A 23,379-nucleotide genomic window follows, 5' to 3' on the forward strand; every position below is an offset into this window, starting at 1 on the left:
ATAACCTTATGTTGCCCAATAAGAATGTACTTTATTCCCCCCGCCTCAGCCGGCAGCAGACGATCAGTCTTCAGCCCCTGAGTCGTCGGATCCGGAACTTAAATAATCGAGATCAGAGTCTTCATCAATCCCGCTTGAACTTAAGCTCCTGACTTGTGGCTTGTAATACTCATTGTTTATCGTGTATTGCTCAGATTGGATACCCACCATTTTCGGAACGCGAATTTCCGGCCGGTAAAAACTGTTAACGACGTTAGAAAGCTGGGCATCACTTCTGGCAGAAAGGATAATTTCCTGGTCAGCTGGCGGCAAAGTTCTGTTAGTGAGAATAATAGAATAAGCCAGCCCCAAAACAGAGAACATTTTCCCGTTAAAAATTATCGAAAGGCGGTTAAACTCACGGGCTTCTAATAATCTGACCGCTTCCCTGCTCAGAGCCGGAATATGACACCTCGGCTTCACCAGAGCCACCTGGTCAGTTAAAACCAGCGACGAATTCCGAAAAACAGGATGAGAATAGGCTATTTTATAAAAAATACTGCCAAAGCGACTTGAAGATTTCAGTAAGGGTAATCCAACTTCTAAAGAAAAAAACACATAGCCATCATTTCCCAACATGGAAATATCGATAGGCTGAGTGTTGCGGGTATTAAACCTGATCCCCTTGCCCGTTAGTTCCTTCCTGGAATATAAAATCAGATCACCCGCCTTATTAACCACATGGGGGGAATTTGTACAGTGGACGGCATAGAAAGAGGACTGTGTAAGTACATTGAAAAAAATCTGCTCCTGAACGGTCAGTTTCCCCAGAGCAATACGTAATTCGTGGTAATTATGCAAGGAATAGCCATCGAGTGTTTTGTTACCTGACTTCCATAAAATGCCATTGCGCATCATGCTCTCACTCGTCTGAGAAGACCATCGGTTGCGTATATTATGTAAGAGCTTTTTGCCTGCGGCATTCTGAGTGAGAATTTTATTATCCGGCGTAAGCATATATTAACACTCCATGTTAAACAGAAAATAATAAACACTTTAAAATAAAAAGATATAATTAACCACTTACATAATCATTAACCACGCCGAAAATTCTATAGTAAACCTGAGCACAGCCGGAAAAATTATTATACGGAACTGAGTATTTCTGATAAATTATTCATAAACGAAATAAGAACTATAGGGATTGATAATGTTCACCAATCAACTATTTACTGACCAGCGTTTTAGCATGAAGCAATTTACCGGCGAAACGCTGGAGAACTGCCGTTTTTATCGCTGCCGTTTTGACAGCACCGATCTGTCGGAAACAGCGTTTGTCGATTGTCTGTTTTACGATGATGAAGAGCAAAAAGGCTGCTCTTTCCAGCATGCCAAATTGCAGGATGCCAGCTTCAAACGCTGTGATCTGACGATGGCTGATTTCAAAAACGTTCAGGCTTTAGGCTGTGAAATCCGCGAATGCAAAGCTACCGGCGCAGATTTCAGCGGCGCGAGTTTTATGAATATGATCACTTCACGTACCTGGTTTTGCAGCGCGTTCATGACCAAAAATAACTTCAGCTACGCCAACTTCAGCAAAGTCATCCTGGAGAAATGCGAACTGTGGGAAAACCGCTGGACGGGCGCAAATGTGCAGGGCGCAAACTTCAGTGGCTCCGACCTTTCCGGTGGCGAATTCACCGAATTCGACTGGAACAATGTCAACATCACCCATTGCGACCTGACGAACTCCGATCTGGGCGAGCTGAACATCCGTAAGGTCGATCTGGATGGGGTTAAAATCGATGACTGGCAGCAGAGTCATCTGCTGGAGAAATTGGGGATGATTGTGGTCTTTTCAAAGTGAGAGTATTCGAAATAAATATTGTAGACCGCGTTACGCCCGTTAATCTTTTTTCTTCTGTAAACGCTTTTCGAGTTGATCCGGTTGTTCCCGTTCAATCCGCTCGTTTTAAAATCGGCTGATCGTTGAAACTGATGCGCCTCTCCCCCGCCCTTCATCAGAATTTCACCGTAATATGCTATAACAGACATTCGCTTTAGCCACTAAATTAACCTCATGAAAAATAATGGCATTTATTCTCCTCAGGCGGCTGTCCCTGAGAAATCACGGGTGCTGGGCTGGCCTGATTTATTCTCACTGTGGTTCTCGCTCGGTATGGGTCTGATGGTGTTACAGGCCGGCGCTATTCTGGCGCCGGGCCTCGGGCTGGCGGGCTCGCTGGCAGCTGTTGTGCTGGGGTCCGCCGTCGGCGTTGCCCTGCTGGCGCTGGCCGGGGTGATCGGCGGGCAGACAGGTATGTCATCAATGGCATCGCTGAAGCTAAGTCTGGGCAAGCGCGGTGTGGCGCTGCCGGTGCTGTTTAATCTGATCCAGCTGATCGGCTGGGGCGCATTCGAAATTGTGGTGATGCGCGATGCCGCCAGCCTGCTGGCGAAACGGGCATGGGGCGACGGCAGTTTTTGGACGAATCCGACGCTGTGGACGTTTATCTTCGGCGCCGTTGCCACGCTGCTGGCGGCCAGCGGGCCGCTGGCGTTTATCCGTCTGGTGCTGCGCCGCTGGGGGATCTGGCTGCTGTTGGCCAGTTGTGCGTGGCTGACCGGTTATCTGTTCCTGCATGCGGATTTATCATCGCTATGGCATAAAGCCGGAGACGGTTCGATGCCCTTCGCGCTGGCCTGCGATATCGTGGTATCGATGGCGTTTTCGTGGCTGCCGCTGGTGTCGGATTACACCCGCTTCGGCAAATCTGCGCGGCAAAATTTCTGGGGCACTGCCTGCGGGTATTTCCTCGGCAGCGTGTGGATGATGGCTCTTGGCGTCGCGTATACGCTGGCGTTTGTCAGCACATCGGCAGATGCCAATGCGCTGCTGCTGGCACTCTCAGGCGTTGCGCTGGGTATTCCGCTGCTGCTGATTCTGGTGGATGAACACGAGAACGCCTTTGCGGATATTCACTCGGCAGCGGTTTCTGCCGGTACTTCAGTACCCGTCAGCGTCGGTAAACTGACGCTGGGTATCGGCCTGCTGTGTACGCTGATCGCCTGGTCAGTGCCGCTGACGCAATACGAGAATTTCCTGCTGCTGATTGGCTCGGTATTTGCGCCGCTGTTCGGCGTGGTGCTGACGCATCATTTTGTTCTGCGCAGGCAGAGCCACGAGAATCTGAATATCCGTTCTGTCGCGGCCTGGTTTATTGGCATTGCGGTTTATCATCTGATGGCAAACCTGCTGCCGGATATCGGCGCGACTATACCTTCACTGCTGGTGGCGGGGCTGGTGTGCTGGGGATTAGGACGTAAAGCCTGAGTTAACACCAGAAAAAAAACCGCTCACCTGAGCGGTTTGTATTTTCAGAAATCAGAACTTACAGCGCAGAACTTACAAAGCAATATCCGCAGGCTGTTTTGGCTCTTGTTTTGCCTGAACATCGAGCGGACGCAACTGAACCACCTCGGCCACCGGTGTCGTGCTCATCGACGGCGTTTCCAGTTGCAGAATACGGCTGGTTTCCAGCAGTTCTTTTTCGGTCGCTTCCACATTGCCGTTCAGTTTGGTGCCATAAGACGGGATAATTTCCCGGAATTTGGCCTGCCATTCTGCACTGGCTGCGCGCTCCTTAAAGACGGTTTCCAGCAATTTCATCATGATCGGTGCGGCGGTTGACGCGCCCGGTGATGCGCCCAGCAACGCGGCGATACTGCCATCTTTCGCGCTCACCACTTCGGTGCCCAGACGCAACACGCCGCCGTGCCTGCCATCTTTTTTGATGACCTGCACACGTTGTCCGGCGACCCAGCGTTTCCAGTCTTTCTGTTCGGCTTCGGGGAAAAATTCTTTCAGCGCGGCATGACGGTCTTCATCGCTGAGCATCACCTGCCCGACCAGATATTTCACCAGATCAAAGTTACCCATGCCGACATGCGTCATCGGTAACAGGTTCGAGCTGTTGACGCTGCCAAACAGGTCCCAAAGGGAACCATTTTTCAGGAATTTACTGGAAAAGGTAGCGAATGGCCCGAACAGCAGAACCTGTTTGCCATCGATAATACGGGTATCGAGATGCGGAACAGACATCGGCGGTGCGCCCACGGCCGCTTTGCCGTACACCTTCGCCAGATGACGTTTCACCACATCCTGATTCTCTGTCACCAGGAATTCCCCGCCGACCGGGAAGCCGCCGTATTCACGCGCTTCCGGAATACCGGATTTTTGCAGCAGCGTCAGAGACGCCCCGCCCGCGCCGATGAACACGAATTTCGCATTCACCACATGGTGTTTGTGGCTGTGTTTGAGATCGGTAATGGTGACGCGCCAGGTTTTGTCCGGATTGCGCTGGATATCACGCACTTCCTGACAGTTTGCCAGCGTGAAGTTGGATTGTTTCTGCAACGCCTCGACCAGCTGACGGGTCACCTCACCGAAGTTTACGTCGGTGCCTGCCGTGGTGCGGGTTGCTGCCACTTTTTGCGCCGGATCACGGCCTTCCATCACGGCCGGGATCCATTGTCTGATTTGTTCCGGGTCTTCTGAATATTCCATCCCGCGGAACAGCGTGCTTTCCTGCAGCGCAGCAAAACGTTTGCGCAGAAAATCGATGTTGTCATCGCCCCAGACAAAGCTCATATGCGGCACGCTGTTGATGAACGAGCGCGGATTATTCAGCACACCTTTCTTAACCTGATACGCCATAAACTGACGGGAAACCTGGAAGGCTTCGTTGATCGCCACGGCCTTGGTGATATCGACAGTACCGTCCGGCATCAGCGGGGTGTAGTTCATTTCTGCGAGCGCGGCGTGGCCGGTCCCCGCATTATTCCAGCCGTTGGAGCTTTCCTGCGCCACACTATCCATGCGTTCGATCATATGGACTGACCAGTCCGGCTCGAGTTCCTGGAGATAAGTCCCCAGGGTTGCACTCATAATTCCGCCGCCGACCAGCAATACATCAACGGATTTTTCGTCTTCTGCGGCCGCAGGCTCGCTGGCACCCAGTGAGTCACGGTTGAGAAGCATACCAAGTATCTTTCTCATGACGTCTGTTTCTCTAAATGTTCAGTTTTGTTATGAATCGTTGTTGTGACTATCGAACAAGAAATTAGCAAAAAAACACGCGGGATCGTTACTGAAACTTCATTTTTTCAAATCATGACTAAGAATATAACATTATCACTACAAAAATTAAAAAAGGATTTAACGTTTCAAAAAAACAGGCAAACGGGATGTCGGATAGCGCTTCAGGCCGCATCACAGCTGGATTTGAAGGGGATTGGCAAGGTCATTCCGGGGGGCTTTCAGACGGTCAAAGAACGCGCTATTCGTGCTAAATCGGGTTTTGTGGTGAAAGCGAAATGTTAAAAAGGCGCGGTTGCCCGCGCCTTTGAAGGGTGGAGTGACGATACGGCTTAAAGCGCGACGTCAGCCACCACTTTTTGTTCTTTCTTCGGTGCAGAAGCATCCGCAGCCGGTGCCGGCTCTGCAGCTTTCGGTTGCGGATTGTCGAGCATCAGAACGCGGCTGGTGTCGCCCAGTTCTTTCTCGGTCGCCGCCACGTTGCCGTTCAGTTCGGTGCCATAAGACGGGATGATTTGCTTCAGCTTAGCCTGCCATTCCGGGGTGGCAACTTTGTCTTTAAACACTTTTTCCATCAGGTGCAACATGATCGGTGCTGCAGTAGATGCGCCCGGCGAAGCGCCCAGCAGCGCGGTAATGCTGCCGTCTTTCGAGCTGACCACTTCGGTGCCAAGACGCAGAACGCCGCCTTCTTTCTCATCTTTTTTGATGATCTGCACGCGCTGACCGGCTTCCCACAGACGCCAGTCTTCTTTCTTCGCATCCGGGAAATATTCACGCAATGCATCGAAACGGTCATCGTCGGAGAGCATCACCTGACTGACCAGATATTTCACCAGATCAAAGTTGTCGATGCCCACATGGGTCATCGGCATGATATTGGAGAAGTTCACGCTGCCGAACAGATCCCACAGGGAACCGTTTTTCAGGAACTTGCTGGAGAAGGTGGCGAAAGGCCCGAACAACAGAACCTGTTTGCCGTCCAGAATACGGGTATCAAGATGCGGAACGGACATCGGCGGGGAGCCGACTGACGCTTTACCGTACACTTTTGCCAGGTGGCGTTTCACCACGTCCGGGTTTTCGGTCACCAGGAACTCGCCGCCTACCGGGAAACCGCCGTAGTTATCCGCTTCAGGAATACCGGATTTTTGCAGCAGTGTCAGGGATGCGCCGCCTGCACCGATAAAGACAAACTTCGCTTTGATGACACTTTCTTTATCACCGTTTTTCAGATCGGCAACGGTTACGTTCCAGGTGTTATCCGGGTTACGTTTAATGTCGCGGACTTCATGGCCGAGGCTCAGGGAGAAGTTAGGTTTCTTCTGTAATGAGGCCACCAGCTGACGGGTGATTTCACCGAAGTTCACGTCAGTGCCGATCGGGATACGGGTCGCCGCCACTTTCTGTGCCGGGTCACGTCCTTCCATTACCAGCGGGATCCACTGCTTGATTTGCGCCGGGTCTTCTGAATATTCCATGCCACGGAACAGCGTGCTTTGTTGCAGCGCGGCAAAACGTTTACGCAGGAAGTTGATGTTGTCGTCGCCCCAGACAAAACTCATGTGCGGCGTGCTGTTGATGAAAGAACGCGGGTTGTGTAACACGCCGTTCTCAACCTGATAGGTCCAGAACTGACGGGAAATCTGGAAGGATTCGTTAATTTCAACCGCTTTGGAGATATCGATGCTGCCGTCAGCTTTTTCCGGCGTGTAGTTCATTTCTGCCAGTGCAGAGTGACCGGTACCGGCATTGTTCCAGCCATTCGAGCTTTCCAGCGCCACGCCGTCCAGGCGCTCCACCATGTCGACTGACCAGTCTGGTTCTAATTCCTGAAGGTATGTCCCCAGCGTCGCGCTCATAATGCCGCCGCCGATCAGTAACACATCAACGGGCTTTTCATCTTCTGCGAACGCTGACTGGCTGAAAGCAACCACGTTAAGGCAGAGGATCATGGCGAGTATCTTTCTCATGACGTCTGTTTCTCTGAATGTTTAGTTTTAATTTTGCAGGTGAAAGCTATCCAGATTTCCCCTGGATAAACGAAATCAACAACCCGTTGCGGTGGGAAATAAACGATTATTTCCACAAATGATGAAAGGACAATAATGGGGAGTAACGAAAACCGCGGCTAAAAACGACAAATCAACCACATAAATGTTGCCGAATACTCATATTATTGAGATTTCGTAAACAATTTAACATTGTCGTTACGTGCATTAAAAATAGTTTAATACTTTAAATAATTACATAAGTTAGTGACGTGACGAAATTACTCACACCAGATTCGCCTGTAAAGCTGCGGCATGCGCGGCCAGCGTCGTTGCCGGGCTGTGGCCGATCAGCATGAAGTTGTAACCGGCAGTACGCCAGTAAACCACGTTCATACCCCGGCGTATTTCACGCTGCAATGACGTATTTTCAACGCTTTTGCTGCGCGTAATACACAACGCCATCGGGCCGTAACGCGCGTCAAGATAGGTAATTTGCGCAATATCATCATCGTCATAATGCAGCATACGGGCATCTTTAAGATCCGCGCCCTGCACCGCCAGCGCCGCAGGGCTCAGCGGGATCCCTAAGGTGTTTTGCACCCGCGCGAGCTGTATTTTTTGTTGCCCGGCAGAATCATAAACATCGGCCAGCGTCTGCGCGGTATACAGTGACATATAATCCGCCACGCGCGCCCGCCAGTTATCCTCAGAAGTAAAAAGTGTGGAATAGCGTCCGGCCAGCAGCCCGACAGCCAGAAAACTTAACGACGCCGCAAGCAATGCGCGGCGGCTTAATCCAGGCGAACCGGTACCCCGTGCGTCAGGGATCGCATCGAGTGCGGCCTGCAATTTCCCGACCGGCGCTTCCTGCAACATCGCGCCAAACGCGTCGTGGAACGGTAAATTGCTGCGTGACATCTGTGCCAGCCGCCGCGTCAGCACGTCATCCTGGCTCAGCTGTGCGTCAAACTTCGCGCGCTGAGATTCACTGAGCTGGTTATCGAGATAGGCAACCAGAACTTCATCAGCATAAGGCGCAGGCGCGATTTCACGGGTCATTTTTTCTCTCCCTGCTGCGGTTGAGTGGCGAGGTCTGCGTCTTTTGCCAGCGTCAGCCGCGCGGTCGCCAGACGGCTCATGATAGTACCGGCGGGCACAGACAGCGTCATCGCCGCCTCCTGATAGGTGAAACCTTCGACATACACCAGAAATACCGCATTGCGCTGGGCTTCAGGCAGGCGGTTCACCCGCTGCATCACCTGCGTGTGCCAGTGACGCTCTTCGAAAGACAGCGTATCAGCGGGGGTTTCCGTTTCGCTGACATCGGCAAAACCCTGTCCCTGACGGACGTGCTGCGCCCTGAGTTCATTCACCCATATGGAGTGCAGTATAGAAAAGAGCCAGCGGTCCGTGCCGGTGCTGTCCTTAACCTGCGCGCAGCGTTCCAGCGCCCGCACGCAGGTGGATTGCACCAGATCGTCTGCCACATCGTGCTTGCGCGACAACACCATCGCGTAGCGCCACAGACGTGACAGGCACTGGCTCAGTTCAGAACGTAAGTCTGCCGGTGAGATTTATCGTTTCTCCGTGATCAGGATTCCGGATGGCCGTCGATGGCTGCGCTCAGATCGCGATATTCTTCGCAGCCGGTTCCGCACAAGCCTTTGATGGTCGCCAGCTGGGCTTTGGCGAGATCAGGACGCCCTTTAATCATATAAGCCTCGCCGAGATATTCCCGGACTTTGGCGTAATGCGCGTCAAGGGCAATCGACTTATGATAGTAGCTGATGCCTTCGTCGGTACGCCCGAGTTTACGCGTGGCGTAACCACGATAGTTCCAGGCCTCTTTGGTGTTCTGATCTTTGAGCGTATCCAGCACCGTCAGCGCTTCCTGATAACGGCCGGTTTTCGCCAGATGATAGGCGTACTGGGTTTTATCCTGATCGGAGATCATGCTGCCTTTATCCACCATGCAGCTTTTGGTTTTGCTGTCGTAGATTTGCCCCTTCGGGCAATCCGGCGTTTTTTTAGCGTCGGAATCATCCCCCATTGCATTCGCTGCCGCGCTGAAAAACAGCAGATTGCCCGCCAGACACACAACTGACAACGCCTGCATTACCGTTTTTGTCTTCATAATGATGTCCTGTAGAGAATGAACTGATGACTTACGGGCGGCCCTGGCTGCCCGGTAACATGCGGCGCAGAATGCCGTCGCGAAGAACGTAATGATGGAAAAGTGCCGCCAGCGCATGCACGCCCGCAATAATAATCAGTGCCCAGGCCACATTGTTATGTAATGAGCCAAAGGTTCGGGTCATTATGCTGTCAAAATTAAATACGTCCGGGATCGGGAATAAACCGAAGAAATAGAAGGGTTCAGCCTGCGACCAGCGAAATAAAAAGCCCAGAATGATCTGCGTGATCAGCAATAAATAGAGCGCCAGATGGGTCAGATGTGCGGCGGCTTTCATCAGCGCGGGCATGGCGACGGGTTGCTGTTTACTGCGTCCGGTGCTGACTGTGAATAACCGCCACAGCAGACGCCCGGTGATAATGGCCGCCAGCAGAATCCCCACCGAAATATGCACGGATTGCAGCCCTTTACGCAGCGGTGTCCCGTGATCGAGGACTTCCCAGATATGTGCGCTGGCAAACAGAAAAATCACGGCCAGTGCCGTCAGCCAGTGCAGCAAAATCGTCAGCCCGTCGTAACGGTTGCGAAGAACAGAAGATGGAGTTTGCATAAAAACCGTGCCCGTAAGTGTTCGATATAAAGTAAACACCTGAGCACCGGTTTCTATTCGGTTAGGCGGGAAAAATAATTTTCCCCTGTTATGTATTGAGTGATAAAAAAGCTAAGGAAAAAATACACGTCAGCACGTGAAAAGATAGCCTCTATAAAGTCAGGGGGGAAAATGGCCTGCCCGGCGCTGTAATTTCACTTTTTGATCCATAAAAATATCCGTTATTAGCGGATAAAGTTTTGTTCTGAGCCGCCGATAATCCGTAGCAGGTGCCCTGTATGGCAACGGCTGCGCCATAATTTTGCATTTATTTCTTATGAGGTGTGTCAGGTGAGCGAAGTGTCGAAAGAGTCGTTTGCGAAGCGTAACACGCTGGCAATCTTGTCCGTTCTGCGTGACTTAAAGAAGAACCAGACCCTGGTCATGGTCAGCCATTCACGCGGGCAATTTATCAGTAAGATTCTGGATGTTGATGCTGACAATCATCAGTTCCTGTTCGATCTGGGCAGCTCAGATTACGAGAACAATCTGGCCGCTGAGGCCGACACACTGACGTTTGTGGCGGAACCGGCCGGGGCCAAGGTTGAGTTTTCCTGCAGCAAAGCCCGCCAGGTCAGCTACGAAGGTTTACCGACATTTACCTGCGATATTCCCCCGGTGTTGTATTTTATTCAGCGTCGTGAATATTTCCGCGTGAGTGTGCCGCGGATACCGGATTACCGGTGCAGCGGAACACTGCCTGATACTTCTGAGTTTGCTTATCGCGTGCGTGATATTTCACTCGGCGGGCTGGGGCTGGAAATTGAAGGAGCAACGCCACCGGAAATCACCGAAGGGTCAATGTTGAAAGATTCGCTGATTCAGTTAGCGGAACTGGGAACCTTCACATTGGATTTGCAGTATCTCGGCGCGATGGTGCGTAAGACAGTGAGCAACAAAGGCGAAACCGTGACATCGCAACGACTGAGTTTCAGGTTTCCGCATTTATCGCCCGCACAGGAACGCGACCTGCAACGGGCGATTTTCGAGCTGGAAAAACAGCAACATATGAAAGCAAAGCGTTTCCAGCACGATTAACGTTTAGATAAACATACCGCCTGAAGCCTCGACGCGCTGGGCGGTCATCCAGCCAGCTTCATCACTGAGCATCAGCGCCACCATATCACCAATATCGTCCGGCAATCCGGCCCGGCCCAGCGCAGTGTTGCTGGCAACCAGTTTGTTCACATCCGGATTGTCCCGCACCATACCATTACTGAAATCCGTTTCAATTGCGCCAGGCGCCAGCACATTAGCAGTGATGCCCCGCGCGCCGAGTTCTTTTGCCTGATAGCGGGTCAGCACTTCGATGGCGCCTTTCATCATGGCGTAGGCCGATGAACCTGGCAGGGCAAAACGCGCCAGTCCGCTGGAAATATTCAGAATGCGCCCACCGTCGGCCATCAGCGGTAACAGCTTTTGGGTCAGGAAGAACGGCCCTTTAAGATGGACATTCATCATCAGATCAAATTGTGCTTCCGTGGTATCGGCAAACGCCTCATGTAAACCGACACCGGCATTGTTGACCAGAAAATCAAAAGTGTCGCGTTGCCAGACCTGTTGCAATTGGGTTTTGATTTCCGCAGCGAACGCATCAAAACTGCCGGACTCGCCGGTATTGAGCTGCAACGCCACAGCTTTTCCCCCCTGCGCTTCGACAGATGCCACCACTTCCCGGGCAGCACCGGCCTGATGGTGGTAAGTCAGAATCACGTCAATGCCCTTTTTTGTCAGTTTTTCAACGGCATTCTTACCTAAACCACGGCTTGCGCCGGTCACTATAGCGATTTTACGGTTCATAACAGGCCTCATTCAATTTTGCTTCTGTTGCATCGGATGAAATACAGCCTATTGGATTACCGGAGAGTGATAAATGGTTCATAATGAATTTCACTGTCTCATTTTCAACAACAATCGGACAAGATGTGGATAAAATTCAATCAATGCAGGTTTTCGTGCGTGTCGCTGAGCTGAGTAATTTTACCCGCGCGGCAGAAAGTCTGGGATTGCCAAAGGGCAGCGTGTCGCGGCTGGTGCAGCAACTGGAAACGCGGATGTCTGCACGTTTGCTACACCGTTCAACGCGCCGTGTGCAACTGACGCAGGACGGCCAGGTGTTTTATCAGCGCTGCAAAGAGTTGCTGGCCAGCATGGATGAACTGGAATCGATGTTTCAGTCGAATCCGGCCAGTGTCAGCGGACGGTTGCGGGTCGATATGACCACCGGAATGGCGACGCATCTGGTGTTACCGCGTCTGGCGGAGTTTCTTAACCGCTATCCGGCACTGGAAATTGAACTGAGCTGCACCGATCACCGCGTGGATGTGGTGCGTGAAGGGTTCGACTGTGTGATCCGCTCCGGCACCCTGAAGGATTCCGGGCTGATTGCGCGTCCGCTCGGACATCTCAGCATGATTAACTGCGCCAGCCCGGGTTATCTGCGCCGCTATGGTACGCCGGATCATCCTGACCAGCTGGCGCAGCACGCCATGGTGCATTATGAACAAATCCTCGGCAGCCATACGTCGGTCTTTGAATATCTCGACGGCAAACAGGTAAGAACGGTCAAAAGCGGCGGTGCCGTCACGGTTAACAGCACCGAAACCTACGCCAGCGCCTGTATTAACGGTTTGGGTATCATTCAGGTGCCGCTGATTAGCGTGCGAGACGCACTGGCAGGAGGGCAGCTGGTGAGCATTTTGCCGCAATTTCGCGCGCCGCCGATGCCAGTGACGCTGGTTTATCCGCACCGCCTGAATTTGTCACGCCGCGTCAAAGTGTTTATGGACTGGCTGACCGACATCACCCAAACGTTCATCGCCTGAGCGGTTAAACCACCGCCCCGCCCCCTGAGCCGCTCAGGCGTCTATACTTAAAGGCGGATGCACTTTTAAGGACAACATGGATCAATGCCCAATCTTTCCAAACAAAAAGTTTCCACGCAAAAAACCGAAACGCAGGCAAAACCGACCCCGCTGATCAACATCAAAACCGGTAATCAGGCGGTGGATAAAAACATTGGCCGTTTCTCGCGGCTGGTGGAACGCATTCAGTCCTGGGGATGGGTGGCGCATCTAGTGCGTGCCACGGAACGCTTTAATGATCGCCTTGGCAGCCAGTTTGGCGCGGCCATCACCTATTTCTCCTTTCTGTCACTGATCCCGATACTGATGGTGTCCTTCGCCGCAGTCGGGTTTGTGCTGGCCTCCAATCCTGATTTACTGGCAGAACTGATCAACAAAATCGTCAACAGCATCAGCGACCCGAATCTGGCAAATACGCTGAAAAGCACAGTGAATACCGCCATCCAGCAGCGTACCGCCGTAGGATTATCCGGTTTACTGATTGCGCTTTACTCCGGCGTAAGCTGGATGGGTAATCTGCGCGAGGCGATCCGTGCCCAGTCGCGCGATGTCTGGGAACGTAACCCGCAGGATCAGGAGAAAATTTACCGCCGCTATCTGCGCGATTTTATTTCACTGACCGGACTGGTGCTGGCGCTGATTATCACGCTGTCGCTGACCTCAATCGCCGGGGCGGCGCAAAAAACCATTGTCGATGCGCTGGGGCTGGGGGGTATCGACTGGCTTCGTCCTGTCATGACCAGCATCACGCTGGTGATTTCCGTTGCTGCCAACTATCTGCTTTTTTTGTGGATTTTCTGGATGCTTCCGCGCCATAAACCCCGTAAAAAAGCCCTGCTGCGCGGAACATTGCTGGCGGCGATAGGTTTTGAGGTGATTAAATTTGTGATGACCATGACGCTGCCAAAGCTGGCAACCTCGCCTTCCGGTGCAGCCTTTGGTTCCGTAATCGGCCTGATGGCTTTCTTTTATTTCTTCGCCCGGCTGACGTTATTCGTCGCCGCGTGGATAGCGACGGCGAAATACAAGGATGACGCGCCGGTAGCGGATCGTAATCCAAAAGCCGCAGACGCAAACCCAAAATCGACCGGAAACGACAGTGAATACACGCCAGACAACCTCATCATGCCAGACGAAATGCATATAACCGGAGTTAATGCTGATAACAAAGCAGAAAAGCAGTGAATAACACCAAACAATCCTGTGCACTGCCCTGAAAACCAGAATAACTGACTGAGGGCCGCACTTTTATTTCGCGGTTTTGCAGTCAGTTACTCTGACTTTTATCCATTCATCAAACTTATGACTGGCGAAATCCTGCCCGGATAAAATAATCCCCCGATCGCGCTTTAAACGCTTTATTTCCCTGCTTCCGCTGCGTTGAAATACCGCCACGCTCTGCATAAGATGCCTTTTCGATATACATTTTTTTACATTAGATCCCTCCCACTCATTACAAATAAGAAACACTTATGCAAGCCACTATCACTCCAGAATTAGAAGCTGACGCGCAATTGGTGAGTCAGAACTCCCGCAGCAAAGTCATCGTGGCATCGCTTATCGGTACGGCCATTGAATTCTTCGACTTTTATATCTATGCCACCGCTGCGGTGATTGTTTTTCCGCATATTTTCTTCCCGCAGGGTGACCCGACGGCCGCCACGCTACAGTCTCTTGCCACCTTCGCCATCGCCTTTATCGCCCGGCCAATCGGCTCTGCGCTGTTCGGCCACTTCGGCGATCGCGTCGGGCGTAAAGTCACGCTGGTGGCTTCTTTGCTGACAATGGGCGTTTCCACCGTGGTGATCGGCCTTCTGCCGACTTACGCCACAATTGGCGTATTTGCACCCATGCTGCTGGCGCTGGCGCGTTTTGGCCAGGGTCTGGGGCTGGGCGGTGAATGGGGCGGCGCGGCGCTGCTCGCGACTGAAAATGCACCGGCGAAGAAACGTGCGCTGTACGGTTCTTTCCCGCAGCTTGGCGCGCCGATTGGTTTCTTCTTCGCAAACGGCATGTTCCTGCTGCTGTCCTGGCTGCTGACTGACGAACAGTTTATTTCCTGGGGCTGGCGTGTGCCGTTCCTGCTTTCGGCAGTGCTGGTTATCGTCGGTCTGTATGTGCGTGTTTCCCTGCACGAAACGCCGGTGTTCGCCAAAATCGCCAAAGCCGGGAAACAGGTCAAGGTGCCGATCGGTACACTGTTTACCCGATACAAAAAAGCGACGATTCTCGGCACCTTCATCATGGTCGCCACTTACACGCTGTTTTACATCATGACCGTGTACTCACTGGGTTACGGCACAGCGGCCAAGCCGGTGGGTCTGGGTATTGCGCGTAATGAATTCCTGCTGATGCTGATGATCGGCGTGGTCGGTTTCGGTGTCATGGTGCCGGTTGCCGGTCAGCTGGCAGATAAGTTTGGCCGTCGCAAAACCATGATTTGTATTACGCTGCTGATGATTGTCTTCGCTCTGTGCTTCCCGACCATTCTGGGTGCGGGCTCTCAGGCGCTGGTGATGGTATTCCTGCTGTGTGGTTTCATGGTGATGGGGCTGACTTTCGGTCCGATGGGCGCGCTGCTGCCGGAACTGTTCCCGACAGAAGTTCGCTATACCGGCGCATCCTTCTCCTATAATGTGTCTTCGATACTGGGCGCGTCCGTTGCGCCGTACATCGCCACCTGGCTGGCAACCCATTACGGATTGTTCTATGTGGGCGTTTATCTGGCTTCAATGGCAACGCTGACGCTGATCGCACTGCTGTTGTCCAAAGAGACCGCCCATCAGTCATTGTAACTGACCCGGACACCGTGCCCGGTTTGCGCCCGGCACGGTGCCTTCTGCGAAGGTTTCTTATGCGCTTGCGTCGATTTATCCTGCCCGTCCTGATCCTGCTAATCGTTATTGCCGCGGCCTTCTGGTATTTCTGGCCTCACTCCTCCAATCCGAACGCCCTGTGGAACATCATCAGTACGAAATGCGTGCCTAATCAGCGCGGCAGCGGAAAGCCCGCTCCCTGCGCACAGGTGGATGAACAACAAGGGTTTGTGGTGCTCAAAGATCTGAACGGTCCGCTGCAATATTTGCTGATGCCCAGTGCGCGCATCACCGGTATGGAAAGCCCCGCACTGCTCGAACCGTCAACGCCGAACTTTTTCAGTCAGGCATGGAATGCGCGGCATTTTATGGCGGATAAATACGGTAAACCGATTGATGACAGCAATGTTTCGCTGGCGATTAACTCGCAATACGGACGTTCGCAGAACCAGCTGCACATCCATATTTCATGTCTTTTACCGCAGGTGAAAACCACGCTGAGTAAAGATGGCGGGCAGATGGGATATAACTGGCAGGAATTGCCCGATAAGCTGCTTGGCCACACCTATCTGGCGCGTAAAGTCACGCAGGCCGAACTGAATGAGAAAGGTGCATTCCGTCTTCTGGCGGAGGGCGTACCGGACGCACAGAAAAAAATGGGTCACTTCGGTATGGCGATGGTCAGTTTGCCGGGCGGCGATTTCCTGCTGCTGGCCAGTGAGCGTGACTTACTCAAACTCAATAATGCCTCCGCCGAAGAAATCCAGGACCACAAATGTGCAGTACTGGATCCGCTGCCTCAGCCTTAAAACCTCCTCCCGGCCTCCCCTTTCGCAGGGGGAGGCGTTAATCCAACACGATTACTTCTGTTTCATCTGCTGCAAAATCGGACCGCAATGGTTTTCTTCATTGTCGCTTGGAGAAATCAGCGCCAGCAGAGCTGCGGCGGGCGCAACGACAGCACCGAGCGCCACCGCTGCAGCACCACGGGCGATCAGCGGCCCGGGTTTCACACCGGCATCCGGATTTTTATAGGTGCCGCGAACATACAGCGGCGAACGTAAGGTCAGGATACGCACCCCCTTACTTTCCGGGTTAACCGACAGATCCAGCCGTTCGGTCGCCATATTGGTATTGCCGGTAATGTTAATCACCGCATTTTCGGTATCAAACACAAACAGCCGTGGCGTGACCAGCCCGTTCTTCACATTGACGTTGGCAGCCGCGCAGTTGATCGCGACTTCATCGTCGCCGAACAGTTTACTCACCACGTAATTACCGACATTCAGTCCCGCCAGTTCCATCAGACCCCGGCTGATCACGCCGTCGTTGATGAGGATTTTCATGTCGCCGTTGCTGGTGCCGAGAAGTGCCGCTACTGAATTACCGGTGCCGGTCAGCGTGACGTCACCGTTCAGGTCACCCAGGCTGCGTTCCATCGCCTGTACGTTTGGCAGCAGTTGTTTCAGCTTCAGCTTACGGGCATGGATATCGGCGCGCGCCTGCATCGGTGATTTGTCACCTTCGAGGCGGAGGGTGGAATTCAGATTGCCGCCTGCCATCCCGAAACGTAGCGGGTCCAGCAGGATCTCGCCGTCGGTCAGTTTCAGATGAGTACTCAAATCGCTCAGTGGCAGAGATTTGCCATGCTCGATGCGCCTGGCGCTGAATTTCACATCGGCGTCCATGACCCGCCAGCTTTTGGTATTGAATTTCTCCACCGGCAGCACCTTATCGGCAGGCTGACGGGTAGTTTCACCGCGTTTGGCTTTGTCCTGATTGGAATCGGCACCAATCAGCGGAGCCAGATCCGCAAAGCGCAGTTGTTTTGAAACCACATCACCGGCCAGTTTAGGCCGCGGCTTGCTGGCCTGATAAGTCAGTGAGCCGTGAATATCACTGTCGCCAATCTCGCCGTTAAAGTTCTGATAACGGTAAATTGCACCGTTTTTCCCCTGCAATGTCGCCGATAAATGACCATCGGTGGAATATGGCGGTGTCTGCGGTAACAGCACACCGGTCAGGCCGTACAAATCAGAAAGCGTCTGGCCGGAGAATTTCAGGCGTAAATCCAGACCACCGAGATTCATCGGATCCTGTAATGTACCCGCGACGGCAACCCGTGTATTACCGGAACGCACATCTGCCTGCAGCGGGAACAGCGCATCCGGGTCTTTCAATGCCAGCATGCCACCGATTTTACCGCTACCGGAAAGCGATTCGCCGTTATATTTACCGTCAACTTTCCAGCCAAACACGTAAGGCGGGGTTTTGGTTTTCGGTGCATCTTTCTTATCACCGACCACTTCCGTGAACGGCAGCGGTTTGCCCAGCGGGTCAATCACGGCCCGGAAATCGGCTTTCAGTTTTGCATCCTTGTAGTCGATTTGTCCGCGATCAAACACGATATCATTAAGCGTAAATGACCAGGCTGACGGCGGCTGCGCCGGATCTTTGGTATCACTGTTGTCGAGATTGAACGTCCAGTTATTTTTACCATTATCCAGACGCAGCAATGAAGCATCGGGCTGTTTCAGCCAGACTCGTGGGATCAGCACTTCTTTATGCAATAAGGCGAGTGGTGCAATGCTGGCATCAATGCGGGCGAGTTTCACCATCTGTGCATCTTTTCCGCCGGTCTGCACGTCGGAAGGATTACCGAGCACGATATCTTCAGCATGAATGTGCGGCCAGGGCACCCACGCGCGCCACCCCGCTTCGTCTTTCTGACGCGACCAGTCCACGCCTAAATCGCCGCGGATCGCGAATGTACGGTTCAGTTCAGTGCTGACTTTTTGATTGATGGTCGGTTTGAGGCGGTTCCAGTCGAATGTCGCAATGAAAATCACGATAGCAATCAACGCAATGATAATCACACCCGCAACCCAGGAAATCACTTTACCTGTGCGCGTCATAAACCTGTTCCTTTCAGACAGTTAACGAATCCCAGAGTTTAACCATAGTAGAATTCTTAACAGCTTGCCGGAAACGGCATCCGCGAAGGGGTGAACAACAGGCAGGAAGGTCGGAAATAATGCTTTAAAATCAGGCAAATGGAGATGTATCACACCACAACGACTCAGCGGCACCTTTGAGGGTTCGCCTCAGCAGGTCAGGTGTGATTCATTATCCTTTAAAATGTATAGGCAGATTATTCAGATTATCGAAAACGGTGGGACGTGCCAGATAATAACCTTGTGCAGCCAGCGCATCAGAATTGCAGACCATTGCCCATTCCGAAGCCGTTTCAACCCCTTCAATAATCACGCCTTTGCTGTAGCGGTTCATCAGCGTCACCAGCGTGTAAAATAGCCGGGATCCCTCCTCACTCTGCCCAAGCAAAATAAACAGATCACGGGCGATTTTGATGTATTCGTAATGCCATGTGGTGAAGGAGGAGAAGTTAGCGATACCCTGACCGAAGTCATCGAGCCATAACCGGTCAGATTGCTCGATTTGCGACAGCGGAATACTCAGCGCATTTTCGGCGCTTTCAACCAGTTCAAAACGCACATACGGCATCGCGCTGATTTGTGTGCGCAGCGCCGAATCTGTTTGCAGCATTTCCAGGACCTGACCATCGACGTTAATCGACGCCAGTAATTCGTGTTCGATGAACAGATGCTGACAGCGCTGCAACAGATCAAGTTGTTCCTGCACGATTTGCAGGCGTTTACCCACCGCAATCGCGACAAAATATTCTTCCGGTGAAATAAATTTGTGCGGGTCCGCAGGGTGAAATACCCCAGTCAGTAATTCAATTCCTAACAGCTTTCCGGTCGTGCGATAAATGGGCTGAAAACGGTACACTCTCTGACACTGACGCCAGTAAGACTGTGCTTTTACGCGCTCTATCGCGGTAAAAGAAGGCGTAATCAGCCCTAACATCATCTTAGTTATCATATTTTTCTGCCGTCATGAATAAGAGTCAGATCACCAGGGATATGCGGCAACCTATGTTGCGTGACTACAATGTAATTCATGTCAACAACGTGTGTTCGCAGCACACTGTGTTTCATGGAGGCAAAGTAGCCTGATTTTCTGGCTTTCTTTAGTAGGGTTATCTATCGGCGCTGCGCGGAGAAACTTTAATCACTCTGCGCTCCCCTGCAATCTGTGTGCTGAATGCGTCAAAAGCCTGACTGGAAGTTCTTTTACGCACGTTCTACAGTGGGAGCGCTGAAACATTTCATTAACGCTCATTCACAATCCGGAGAAACAATGCCTTACGTTAATATCAAAATCACCCGCGAGGGTGCGACGGCCGAACAGAAGAAAGCGCTGATCGCCGGAGTGACGCAATTACTGGTGGATACACTGGGCAAAAATCCTGCGACGACCACAGTCATCATTGACGAGGTCGATACCGATAACTGGGGCCTGGGTGGCCGTCCGGTGACCGAACTGCGTCAGGAAAATAAGTAACGGCTTCAGGTGGAAGTACTGTCGCTTCCACTTTTCCCTTCGTTTTACTGCCTTTTTTTGCCCGCCGCTTACAAAAAATAAAACCTTGTTTTAATTTGTTTGACTGACCGCATTCTTATGAAGAGACTAGAGCGTAATAATGACCGTCTTTTCTTTCCTTTCGTTTTAATGCTTCAGACATAGGCCAGGTACAATGACCAGCAAAAACATTGCCGTTATCGGCGAATGCATGATCGAATTATCTCAGAAAGGCGATGCGCTACACCGCGGTTTTGGTGGCGACACGCTGAACACGTCTGTTTATATTTCCCGCCAGGTGTCCCCTGATGCGCTGAAAGTGCATTACGTCACGGCGCTCGGCAATGACAGTTTCAGCAATGAGATGTTACAGGCATGGCAGCAGGAAGGGGTACACACTGACCTGACCCAGCGCCTTGAAAACAAGTTACCTGGTTTGTATGTGATTGAAACGGACAGCACCGGCGAACGCACCTTCTATTACTGGCGCAATGATGCGGCTGCACGCTACTGGCTCGACAGCCCGCAATCCGAAGAGATTTGTCAGAAACTGGCAGAATTCGATTATCTGTATCTGAGCGGCATCAGCCTGGCGATCCTCAGCGATGAAAGCCGCGACCGTCTGATGACTTTGCTGAAAGCCTGCCGTTCACGCGGCGGTAAAGTGATTTTCGATAACAATTACCGTCCGCGCCTGTGGGCCAGCAAAGACCAAACGCAGGCCGCGTATAACGCCATGCTTTCCTGCACCGATATTGCCTTCCTGACCCTTGATGACGAAGATATGTTGTGGGGCCAGAAGTCGTACGATGAGGTGATTGCGCGCACCCATGCGCTGGGCGTCAGCGAAGTGGTTGTCAAACGCGGTGCCGACAGTTGCATCGTCTCCAGCGCTGAAGGCGAACTGCATGATGTGCCAGCGGTGAAATTACCGAAAGAGAAAGTTATCGATACGACGGCAGCAGGCGATTCCTTTAGCGCCGGATATCTGGCGGTCAGACTCACCGGTGGCAGCGCGGCAGAAGCGGCAGTGCGCGGGCATGAGACTGCGAGTACAGTAATTCAGCATCGCGGGGCGATCATCCCGAGGGAGTTTATGCCAGACCGGGCATAACGGTTTTTCACTTGCAGTGAAGGCTGGGTCGTAAGACGGTGAAAGTTTCGGTTTCTTAAGTGCTGCGCTCACTTAACTCGCTGCGCCGAAACCGATAAAGAGAGGAAAGTGCTTTTCCTCTCTTTAATCTCTCCTCGCTTTTTTACTCCGCGCTACCGCTTGCTGGCTATGTTTCAGCAACCGCAGTGACAGGCTGGAAATCTTGCCGCTCTGCGGTTCCTTCTCTCGGTCTTCGAGCCATAGGTCTCGAAGCCGCTCCGTTCAGCAAGATTTCTGAATCGCCCGCACGATCTTAAATTCAATAGCAAGCTGATGTTTATCTTTTAGAAAAGTGGATTGGCGTGCTCAAAAATGGCACCGAATGAACGGTTCGAGACCTATGGCTCGAAACCTGAAATTCGGGAATCGCGCAGCGATGACATTTTGCGCCACTCGCTTAAGTAACAGAACATGTTCGTCGTGCCTGCGATAGCGCGCAGTAAAAAGACGTGGGAGATCCAAGAGGGGCCCGTCATGGCCCCTTTTGGGCGGTTTCGGCGCAGCACGATAAGTGATCACTGCACTTAAGAAACCGAAACTTTCACCCATCCCAACCGGGAATGAATAACGGATTCTCCCTTATTGCGCACTCGTCGCAGCGGATGCCGCCGGCACATCCGCAGCAGGTGCCTCCGCCGCCGGAGAGGTCTCCGCCGGGGCCATCACTTTGTCATACACAGCCCGCAGTTCAGCTGCATTCATCTCCGGTTCCCCTTTTGGCTGCGCCACTAATAACGCCGGCTCACGGGAAAGCTGTTGCTTCAGTTCCTGGTTCAGCACCGGCAGGGTTAGCGTGGAAAGGAACTGCTGACGCAGCTGCTGATACTGTTCCGGGGCGATATCCACTACGCCGTTTTGCTGGGAACGCAAACGCTGGCTCATCAGCACATCGGTATCGGTACGGGCGTAAGTCGCGAACAGTTTGCTCAGTTGATCGTTTTTCTGGGCTATCAGGGCGTCAAATTCAGCCTGAGAAATGCCTTTATCGCGAACAACCAGAAGTTCTTCTGCCAGACGTTTAAACAGCTCCGCCAGCTTAGCCTGCGGTGCGTCGATGCGGATGGCACACTGGGCGCGCTGGTATTGCACATTGCAGTCGAAACCCAGCCCCGCTGCCGGTACGTCTTTTTTGGTTTCAAACGCACTTTTCAGCTGCTGCTGCAAATGCCAGAACAGCGCTTCGCGGGCCAAATCACTGCGCCAGTAGGCGGCAATGGCCTGAGAATCCTGAATGGGCTGCCAGGCGTTATCCCACATTAATGAGACACGATCCTGAGTCAGATTTTCATCCATGACAGTCATGGATTTGGTCGTGACTTCAGACAGCGTCGGCAACGTCTGCGGAGTCTGGCGACTGCCTTTCAGTGATGAAAACGTCCGGTTAATTTGTTCACTCAGGCCACGGCTGTCGACATTACCGACGACAAATAAGGTCATCGCATCCGGTGTATACCACTGATGATAAAATTTGATTAATGCATCGATATTGACGGGTTTAGTGGGCAACTGGTGGGGATTGTGGCCGACCAGCGTCGAGCCGGCCATACGTGCACGCCACCAGGCATCCTGCGTATTTTGTGGCAGTGAACCTACCGGATCTTCCGATTGCTGCCGGGCTGCACTGATCAGCGCCGGTGTGACAGTCATTTTACCGGCCGTATTTGCCAGCCAGTTCAGCGCATCTTTAAGAAGATCAGGGCGGTTATTTGGCAGGCTCAGATTGTACATCGTGAAATCATAAGAACTGACAGCCGGCGGCAATGGCCGCTGCGGATTAATGCTTTGCTGCCACAGAGACTGGAGCTGAGCCGTGCTGAAACCTTCACTGTGCATCAGCGCAAGACGGGGAAGGAAATGGGCGTAGCCCGTTTGCTGGGCTGATTCAGCCAGCGAGCCGGTGCGAACCACCAGGCGTAATTCAATGCGATCGCTCGGGCGTTGCGGTGTAGTCAGCAACTGCCAGGTAAATCCATTGTCCAGTTTCCCCTGCTGCCAGGCCGGATCTGGTTGTAATGCTTCAGCTTGCACATGACTTGCGGCTGTTGCCAGCAACAATCCACCAATGAGTAAACGGATTTTGGTGCCCTGCATGTGAACCCCTACGTAATGACAATCCAATTTTCAATATACTGTCCTGCCGGTGTCAGTCGACTGGCCCACAGGAATTGAATGCGTAAGTTTAAGGACAGAAAATACAGCCCTTCGTTAGACCGCGCATTTTTCGCAATGTCACGCAGCCCGCAAAAATA

At 52.4% G+C, this 23,379-nt stretch carries 21 protein-coding genes; 10 read left to right on the forward strand and 11 right to left on the reverse strand.

Annotated elements, in window-relative coordinates; genetic code table 11:
- Positions 1 to 63 precede the first annotated feature (63 nt).
- The gene (locus J1781_RS21165; RefSeq protein WP_217234148.1) at positions 64 to 996 is read right to left on the reverse strand and encodes a hypothetical protein; all 933 of its coding nucleotides are present in this window, start codon (positions 994 to 996) and stop codon (positions 64 to 66) included.
- Between the two features lie 193 nt (positions 997 to 1,189).
- On the opposite strand from J1781_RS21165, the gene J1781_RS21170 reads away from it, so the two are divergent.
- Together J1781_RS21170 and cytX are read left to right on the forward strand one after the other, a co-directional pair.
- Positions 1,190 to 1,846 (forward strand): Qnr family pentapeptide repeat protein, encoded by a 657-nt coding sequence (locus J1781_RS21170; protein WP_129953898.1) that lies wholly within the window; start codon positions 1,190 to 1,192, stop codon positions 1,844 to 1,846.
- Positions 1,847 to 2,059: 213 nt separating this feature from the next.
- Complete coding sequence (cytX, locus tag J1781_RS21175; protein ID WP_217234149.1) at positions 2,060 to 3,313, forward strand: putative hydroxymethylpyrimidine transporter CytX; 1,254 nt, start codon at positions 2,060 to 2,062, stop codon at positions 3,311 to 3,313.
- Between the two features lie 72 nt (positions 3,314 to 3,385).
- Here cytX and mqo read toward each other — a convergent pair whose 3' ends face one another.
- Complete coding sequence (mqo, locus tag J1781_RS21180) at positions 3,386 to 5,038, reverse strand: malate dehydrogenase (quinone) (protein WP_217220198.1); 1,653 nt, start codon at positions 5,036 to 5,038, stop codon at positions 3,386 to 3,388.
- Positions 5,039 to 5,083: 45 nt separating this feature from the next.
- Between mqo and J1781_RS21185 the strand changes: the two genes are divergently transcribed.
- Positions 5,084 to 5,362 (forward strand): hypothetical protein, encoded by a 279-nt coding sequence (locus J1781_RS21185; RefSeq protein ID WP_217234150.1) that lies wholly within the window; start codon positions 5,084 to 5,086, stop codon positions 5,360 to 5,362.
- Positions 5,363 to 5,409: 47 nt separating this feature from the next.
- Here the strand turns inward: J1781_RS21185 and J1781_RS21190 are convergent, their stop codons facing one another.
- From J1781_RS21190 to J1781_RS21210, 5 genes are all read right to left on the reverse strand, one after another.
- A complete protein-coding gene (locus tag J1781_RS21190; RefSeq protein ID WP_129953903.1) occupies positions 5,410 to 7,050 on the reverse strand; it encodes a malate:quinone oxidoreductase in 1,641 nt (546 codons plus the stop codon).
- Positions 7,051 to 7,353: 303 nt separating this feature from the next.
- Positions 7,354 to 8,130 carry an anti-sigma factor family protein gene (locus J1781_RS21195; protein WP_129953905.1) on the reverse strand — a complete coding sequence of 259 codons (777 nt, stop codon included), beginning with the start codon at positions 8,128 to 8,130 and terminating at the stop codon, positions 7,354 to 7,356.
- On the reverse strand, positions 8,127 to 8,582 hold the full coding sequence (locus J1781_RS21200; RefSeq protein ID WP_235173521.1) for a sigma-70 family RNA polymerase sigma factor: 456 nt from the start codon (positions 8,580 to 8,582) through the stop codon (positions 8,127 to 8,129). The genes J1781_RS21195 and J1781_RS21200 overlap by 4 nt, the downstream gene beginning before the upstream one ends.
- A gap of 80 nt (positions 8,583 to 8,662) precedes the next feature.
- Entirely contained in the window at positions 8,663 to 9,205 is a 543-nt protein-coding gene (locus J1781_RS21205; protein ID WP_129953908.1) for a tetratricopeptide repeat protein, read from the reverse strand.
- Positions 9,206 to 9,236: 31 nt separating this feature from the next.
- Positions 9,237 to 9,815, reverse strand: a complete 579-nt coding sequence (locus J1781_RS21210) for a cytochrome b (protein WP_129953910.1) — start codon at positions 9,813 to 9,815, stop codon at positions 9,237 to 9,239.
- Positions 9,816 to 10,145: 330 nt separating this feature from the next.
- Here J1781_RS21210 and J1781_RS21215 point away from each other — a divergent pair, with 330 nt between their 5' ends.
- Complete coding sequence (locus J1781_RS21215; RefSeq protein WP_217220194.1) at positions 10,146 to 10,892, forward strand: flagellar brake protein; 747 nt, start codon at positions 10,146 to 10,148, stop codon at positions 10,890 to 10,892.
- 3 nt (positions 10,893 to 10,895) lie between these two features.
- Here J1781_RS21215 and J1781_RS21220 read toward each other — a convergent pair whose 3' ends face one another.
- Positions 10,896 to 11,654: an SDR family NAD(P)-dependent oxidoreductase gene (locus J1781_RS21220; protein WP_129953913.1), complete on the reverse strand. Its 759-nt coding sequence runs from the start codon at positions 11,652 to 11,654 to the stop codon at positions 10,896 to 10,898.
- 125 nt (positions 11,655 to 11,779) lie between these two features.
- Between J1781_RS21220 and J1781_RS21225 the strand changes: the two genes are divergently transcribed.
- From J1781_RS21225 to J1781_RS21240, 4 genes are all read left to right on the forward strand, one after another.
- Positions 11,780 to 12,679, forward strand: a complete 900-nt coding sequence (locus tag J1781_RS21225) for a LysR family transcriptional regulator (RefSeq protein WP_205952661.1) — start codon at positions 11,780 to 11,782, stop codon at positions 12,677 to 12,679.
- An 84-nt stretch (positions 12,680 to 12,763) separates the two neighbouring features.
- On the forward strand, positions 12,764 to 13,903 hold the full coding sequence (gene yhjD, locus J1781_RS21230) for an inner membrane protein YhjD (RefSeq protein WP_217220190.1): 1,140 nt from the start codon (positions 12,764 to 12,766) through the stop codon (positions 13,901 to 13,903).
- A gap of 287 nt (positions 13,904 to 14,190) precedes the next feature.
- Complete coding sequence (locus J1781_RS21235; protein WP_129953919.1) at positions 14,191 to 15,513, forward strand: MFS transporter; 1,323 nt, start codon at positions 14,191 to 14,193, stop codon at positions 15,511 to 15,513.
- Positions 15,514 to 15,572: 59 nt separating this feature from the next.
- Complete coding sequence (locus J1781_RS21240) at positions 15,573 to 16,343, forward strand: CDP-diacylglycerol diphosphatase (RefSeq protein ID WP_129991505.1); 771 nt, start codon at positions 15,573 to 15,575, stop codon at positions 16,341 to 16,343.
- A gap of 51 nt (positions 16,344 to 16,394) precedes the next feature.
- Here J1781_RS21240 and J1781_RS21245 read toward each other — a convergent pair whose 3' ends face one another.
- Together J1781_RS21245 and pdeH are read right to left on the reverse strand one after the other, a co-directional pair.
- Positions 16,395 to 18,449 carry an AsmA family protein gene (locus J1781_RS21245; protein WP_217234151.1) on the reverse strand — a complete coding sequence of 685 codons (2,055 nt, stop codon included), beginning with the start codon at positions 18,447 to 18,449 and terminating at the stop codon, positions 16,395 to 16,397.
- Between the two features lie 211 nt (positions 18,450 to 18,660).
- Complete coding sequence (gene pdeH / locus J1781_RS21250) at positions 18,661 to 19,437, reverse strand: cyclic-guanylate-specific phosphodiesterase (protein WP_129953925.1); 777 nt, start codon at positions 19,435 to 19,437, stop codon at positions 18,661 to 18,663.
- Positions 19,438 to 19,755: 318 nt separating this feature from the next.
- Here pdeH and J1781_RS21255 point away from each other — a divergent pair, with 318 nt between their 5' ends.
- Together J1781_RS21255 and kdgK are read left to right on the forward strand one after the other, a co-directional pair.
- Positions 19,756 to 19,959 carry a 2-hydroxymuconate tautomerase family protein gene (locus tag J1781_RS21255; RefSeq protein ID WP_129953927.1) on the forward strand — a complete coding sequence of 68 codons (204 nt, stop codon included), beginning with the start codon at positions 19,756 to 19,758 and terminating at the stop codon, positions 19,957 to 19,959.
- Positions 19,960 to 20,152: 193 nt separating this feature from the next.
- Entirely contained in the window at positions 20,153 to 21,091 is a 939-nt protein-coding gene (gene kdgK, locus J1781_RS21260; protein ID WP_217234152.1) for a 2-dehydro-3-deoxygluconokinase, read from the forward strand.
- Between the two features lie 618 nt (positions 21,092 to 21,709).
- Here kdgK and J1781_RS21265 read toward each other — a convergent pair.
- Complete coding sequence (locus J1781_RS21265) at positions 21,710 to 23,221, reverse strand: M16 family metallopeptidase (RefSeq protein ID WP_217220185.1); 1,512 nt, start codon at positions 23,219 to 23,221, stop codon at positions 21,710 to 21,712.
- Positions 23,222 to 23,379: the final 158 nt, after the last annotated feature.

It is taken from the genome of Rahnella perminowiae (assembly GCF_019049695.1).
Classification (GTDB): Bacteria; Pseudomonadota; Gammaproteobacteria; order Enterobacterales; family Enterobacteriaceae; genus Rahnella; species Rahnella perminowiae.

Coding starts and splice junctions, on each gene's coding strand:
- J1781_RS21200 (WP_235173521.1), bottom strand. CDS start 8,582: ATGGTGTTGTCGCGCAAGCACGATGTGGCAGACGATCTGGTGCAATCC.
- J1781_RS21205 (WP_129953908.1), bottom strand. CDS start 9,205: ATGAAGACAAAAACGGTAATGCAGGCGTTGTCAGTTGTGTGTCTGGCG.
- J1781_RS21255 (WP_129953927.1), top strand. CDS start 19,756: ATGCCTTACGTTAATATCAAAATCACCCGCGAGGGTGCGACGGCCGAA.
- J1781_RS21245 (WP_217234151.1), bottom strand. CDS start 18,449: ATGACGCGCACAGGTAAAGTGATTTCCTGGGTTGCGGGTGTGATTATC.
- J1781_RS21235 (WP_129953919.1), top strand. CDS start 14,191: ATGCAAGCCACTATCACTCCAGAATTAGAAGCTGACGCGCAATTGGTG.
- yhjD (WP_217220190.1), top strand. CDS start 12,764: ATGCCCAATCTTTCCAAACAAAAAGTTTCCACGCAAAAAACCGAAACG.
- J1781_RS21220 (WP_129953913.1), bottom strand. CDS start 11,654: ATGAACCGTAAAATCGCTATAGTGACCGGCGCAAGCCGTGGTTTAGGT.
- pdeH (WP_129953925.1), bottom strand. CDS start 19,437: ATGATAACTAAGATGATGTTAGGGCTGATTACGCCTTCTTTTACCGCG.
- J1781_RS21240 (WP_129991505.1), top strand. CDS start 15,573: ATGCGCTTGCGTCGATTTATCCTGCCCGTCCTGATCCTGCTAATCGTT.
- J1781_RS21170 (WP_129953898.1), top strand. CDS start 1,190: ATGTTCACCAATCAACTATTTACTGACCAGCGTTTTAGCATGAAGCAA.
- J1781_RS21165 (WP_217234148.1), bottom strand. CDS start 996: ATGCTTACGCCGGATAATAAAATTCTCACTCAGAATGCCGCAGGCAAA.
- J1781_RS21265 (WP_217220185.1), bottom strand. CDS start 23,221: ATGCAGGGCACCAAAATCCGTTTACTCATTGGTGGATTGTTGCTGGCA.
- kdgK (WP_217234152.1), top strand. CDS start 20,153: ATGACCAGCAAAAACATTGCCGTTATCGGCGAATGCATGATCGAATTA.
- cytX (WP_217234149.1), top strand. CDS start 2,060: ATGAAAAATAATGGCATTTATTCTCCTCAGGCGGCTGTCCCTGAGAAA.
- J1781_RS21210 (WP_129953910.1), bottom strand. CDS start 9,815: ATGCAAACTCCATCTTCTGTTCTTCGCAACCGTTACGACGGGCTGACG.
- J1781_RS21190 (WP_129953903.1), bottom strand. CDS start 7,050: ATGAGAAAGATACTCGCCATGATCCTCTGCCTTAACGTGGTTGCTTTC.
- mqo (WP_217220198.1), bottom strand. CDS start 5,038: ATGAGAAAGATACTTGGTATGCTTCTCAACCGTGACTCACTGGGTGCC.
- J1781_RS21195 (WP_129953905.1), bottom strand. CDS start 8,130: ATGACCCGTGAAATCGCGCCTGCGCCTTATGCTGATGAAGTTCTGGTT.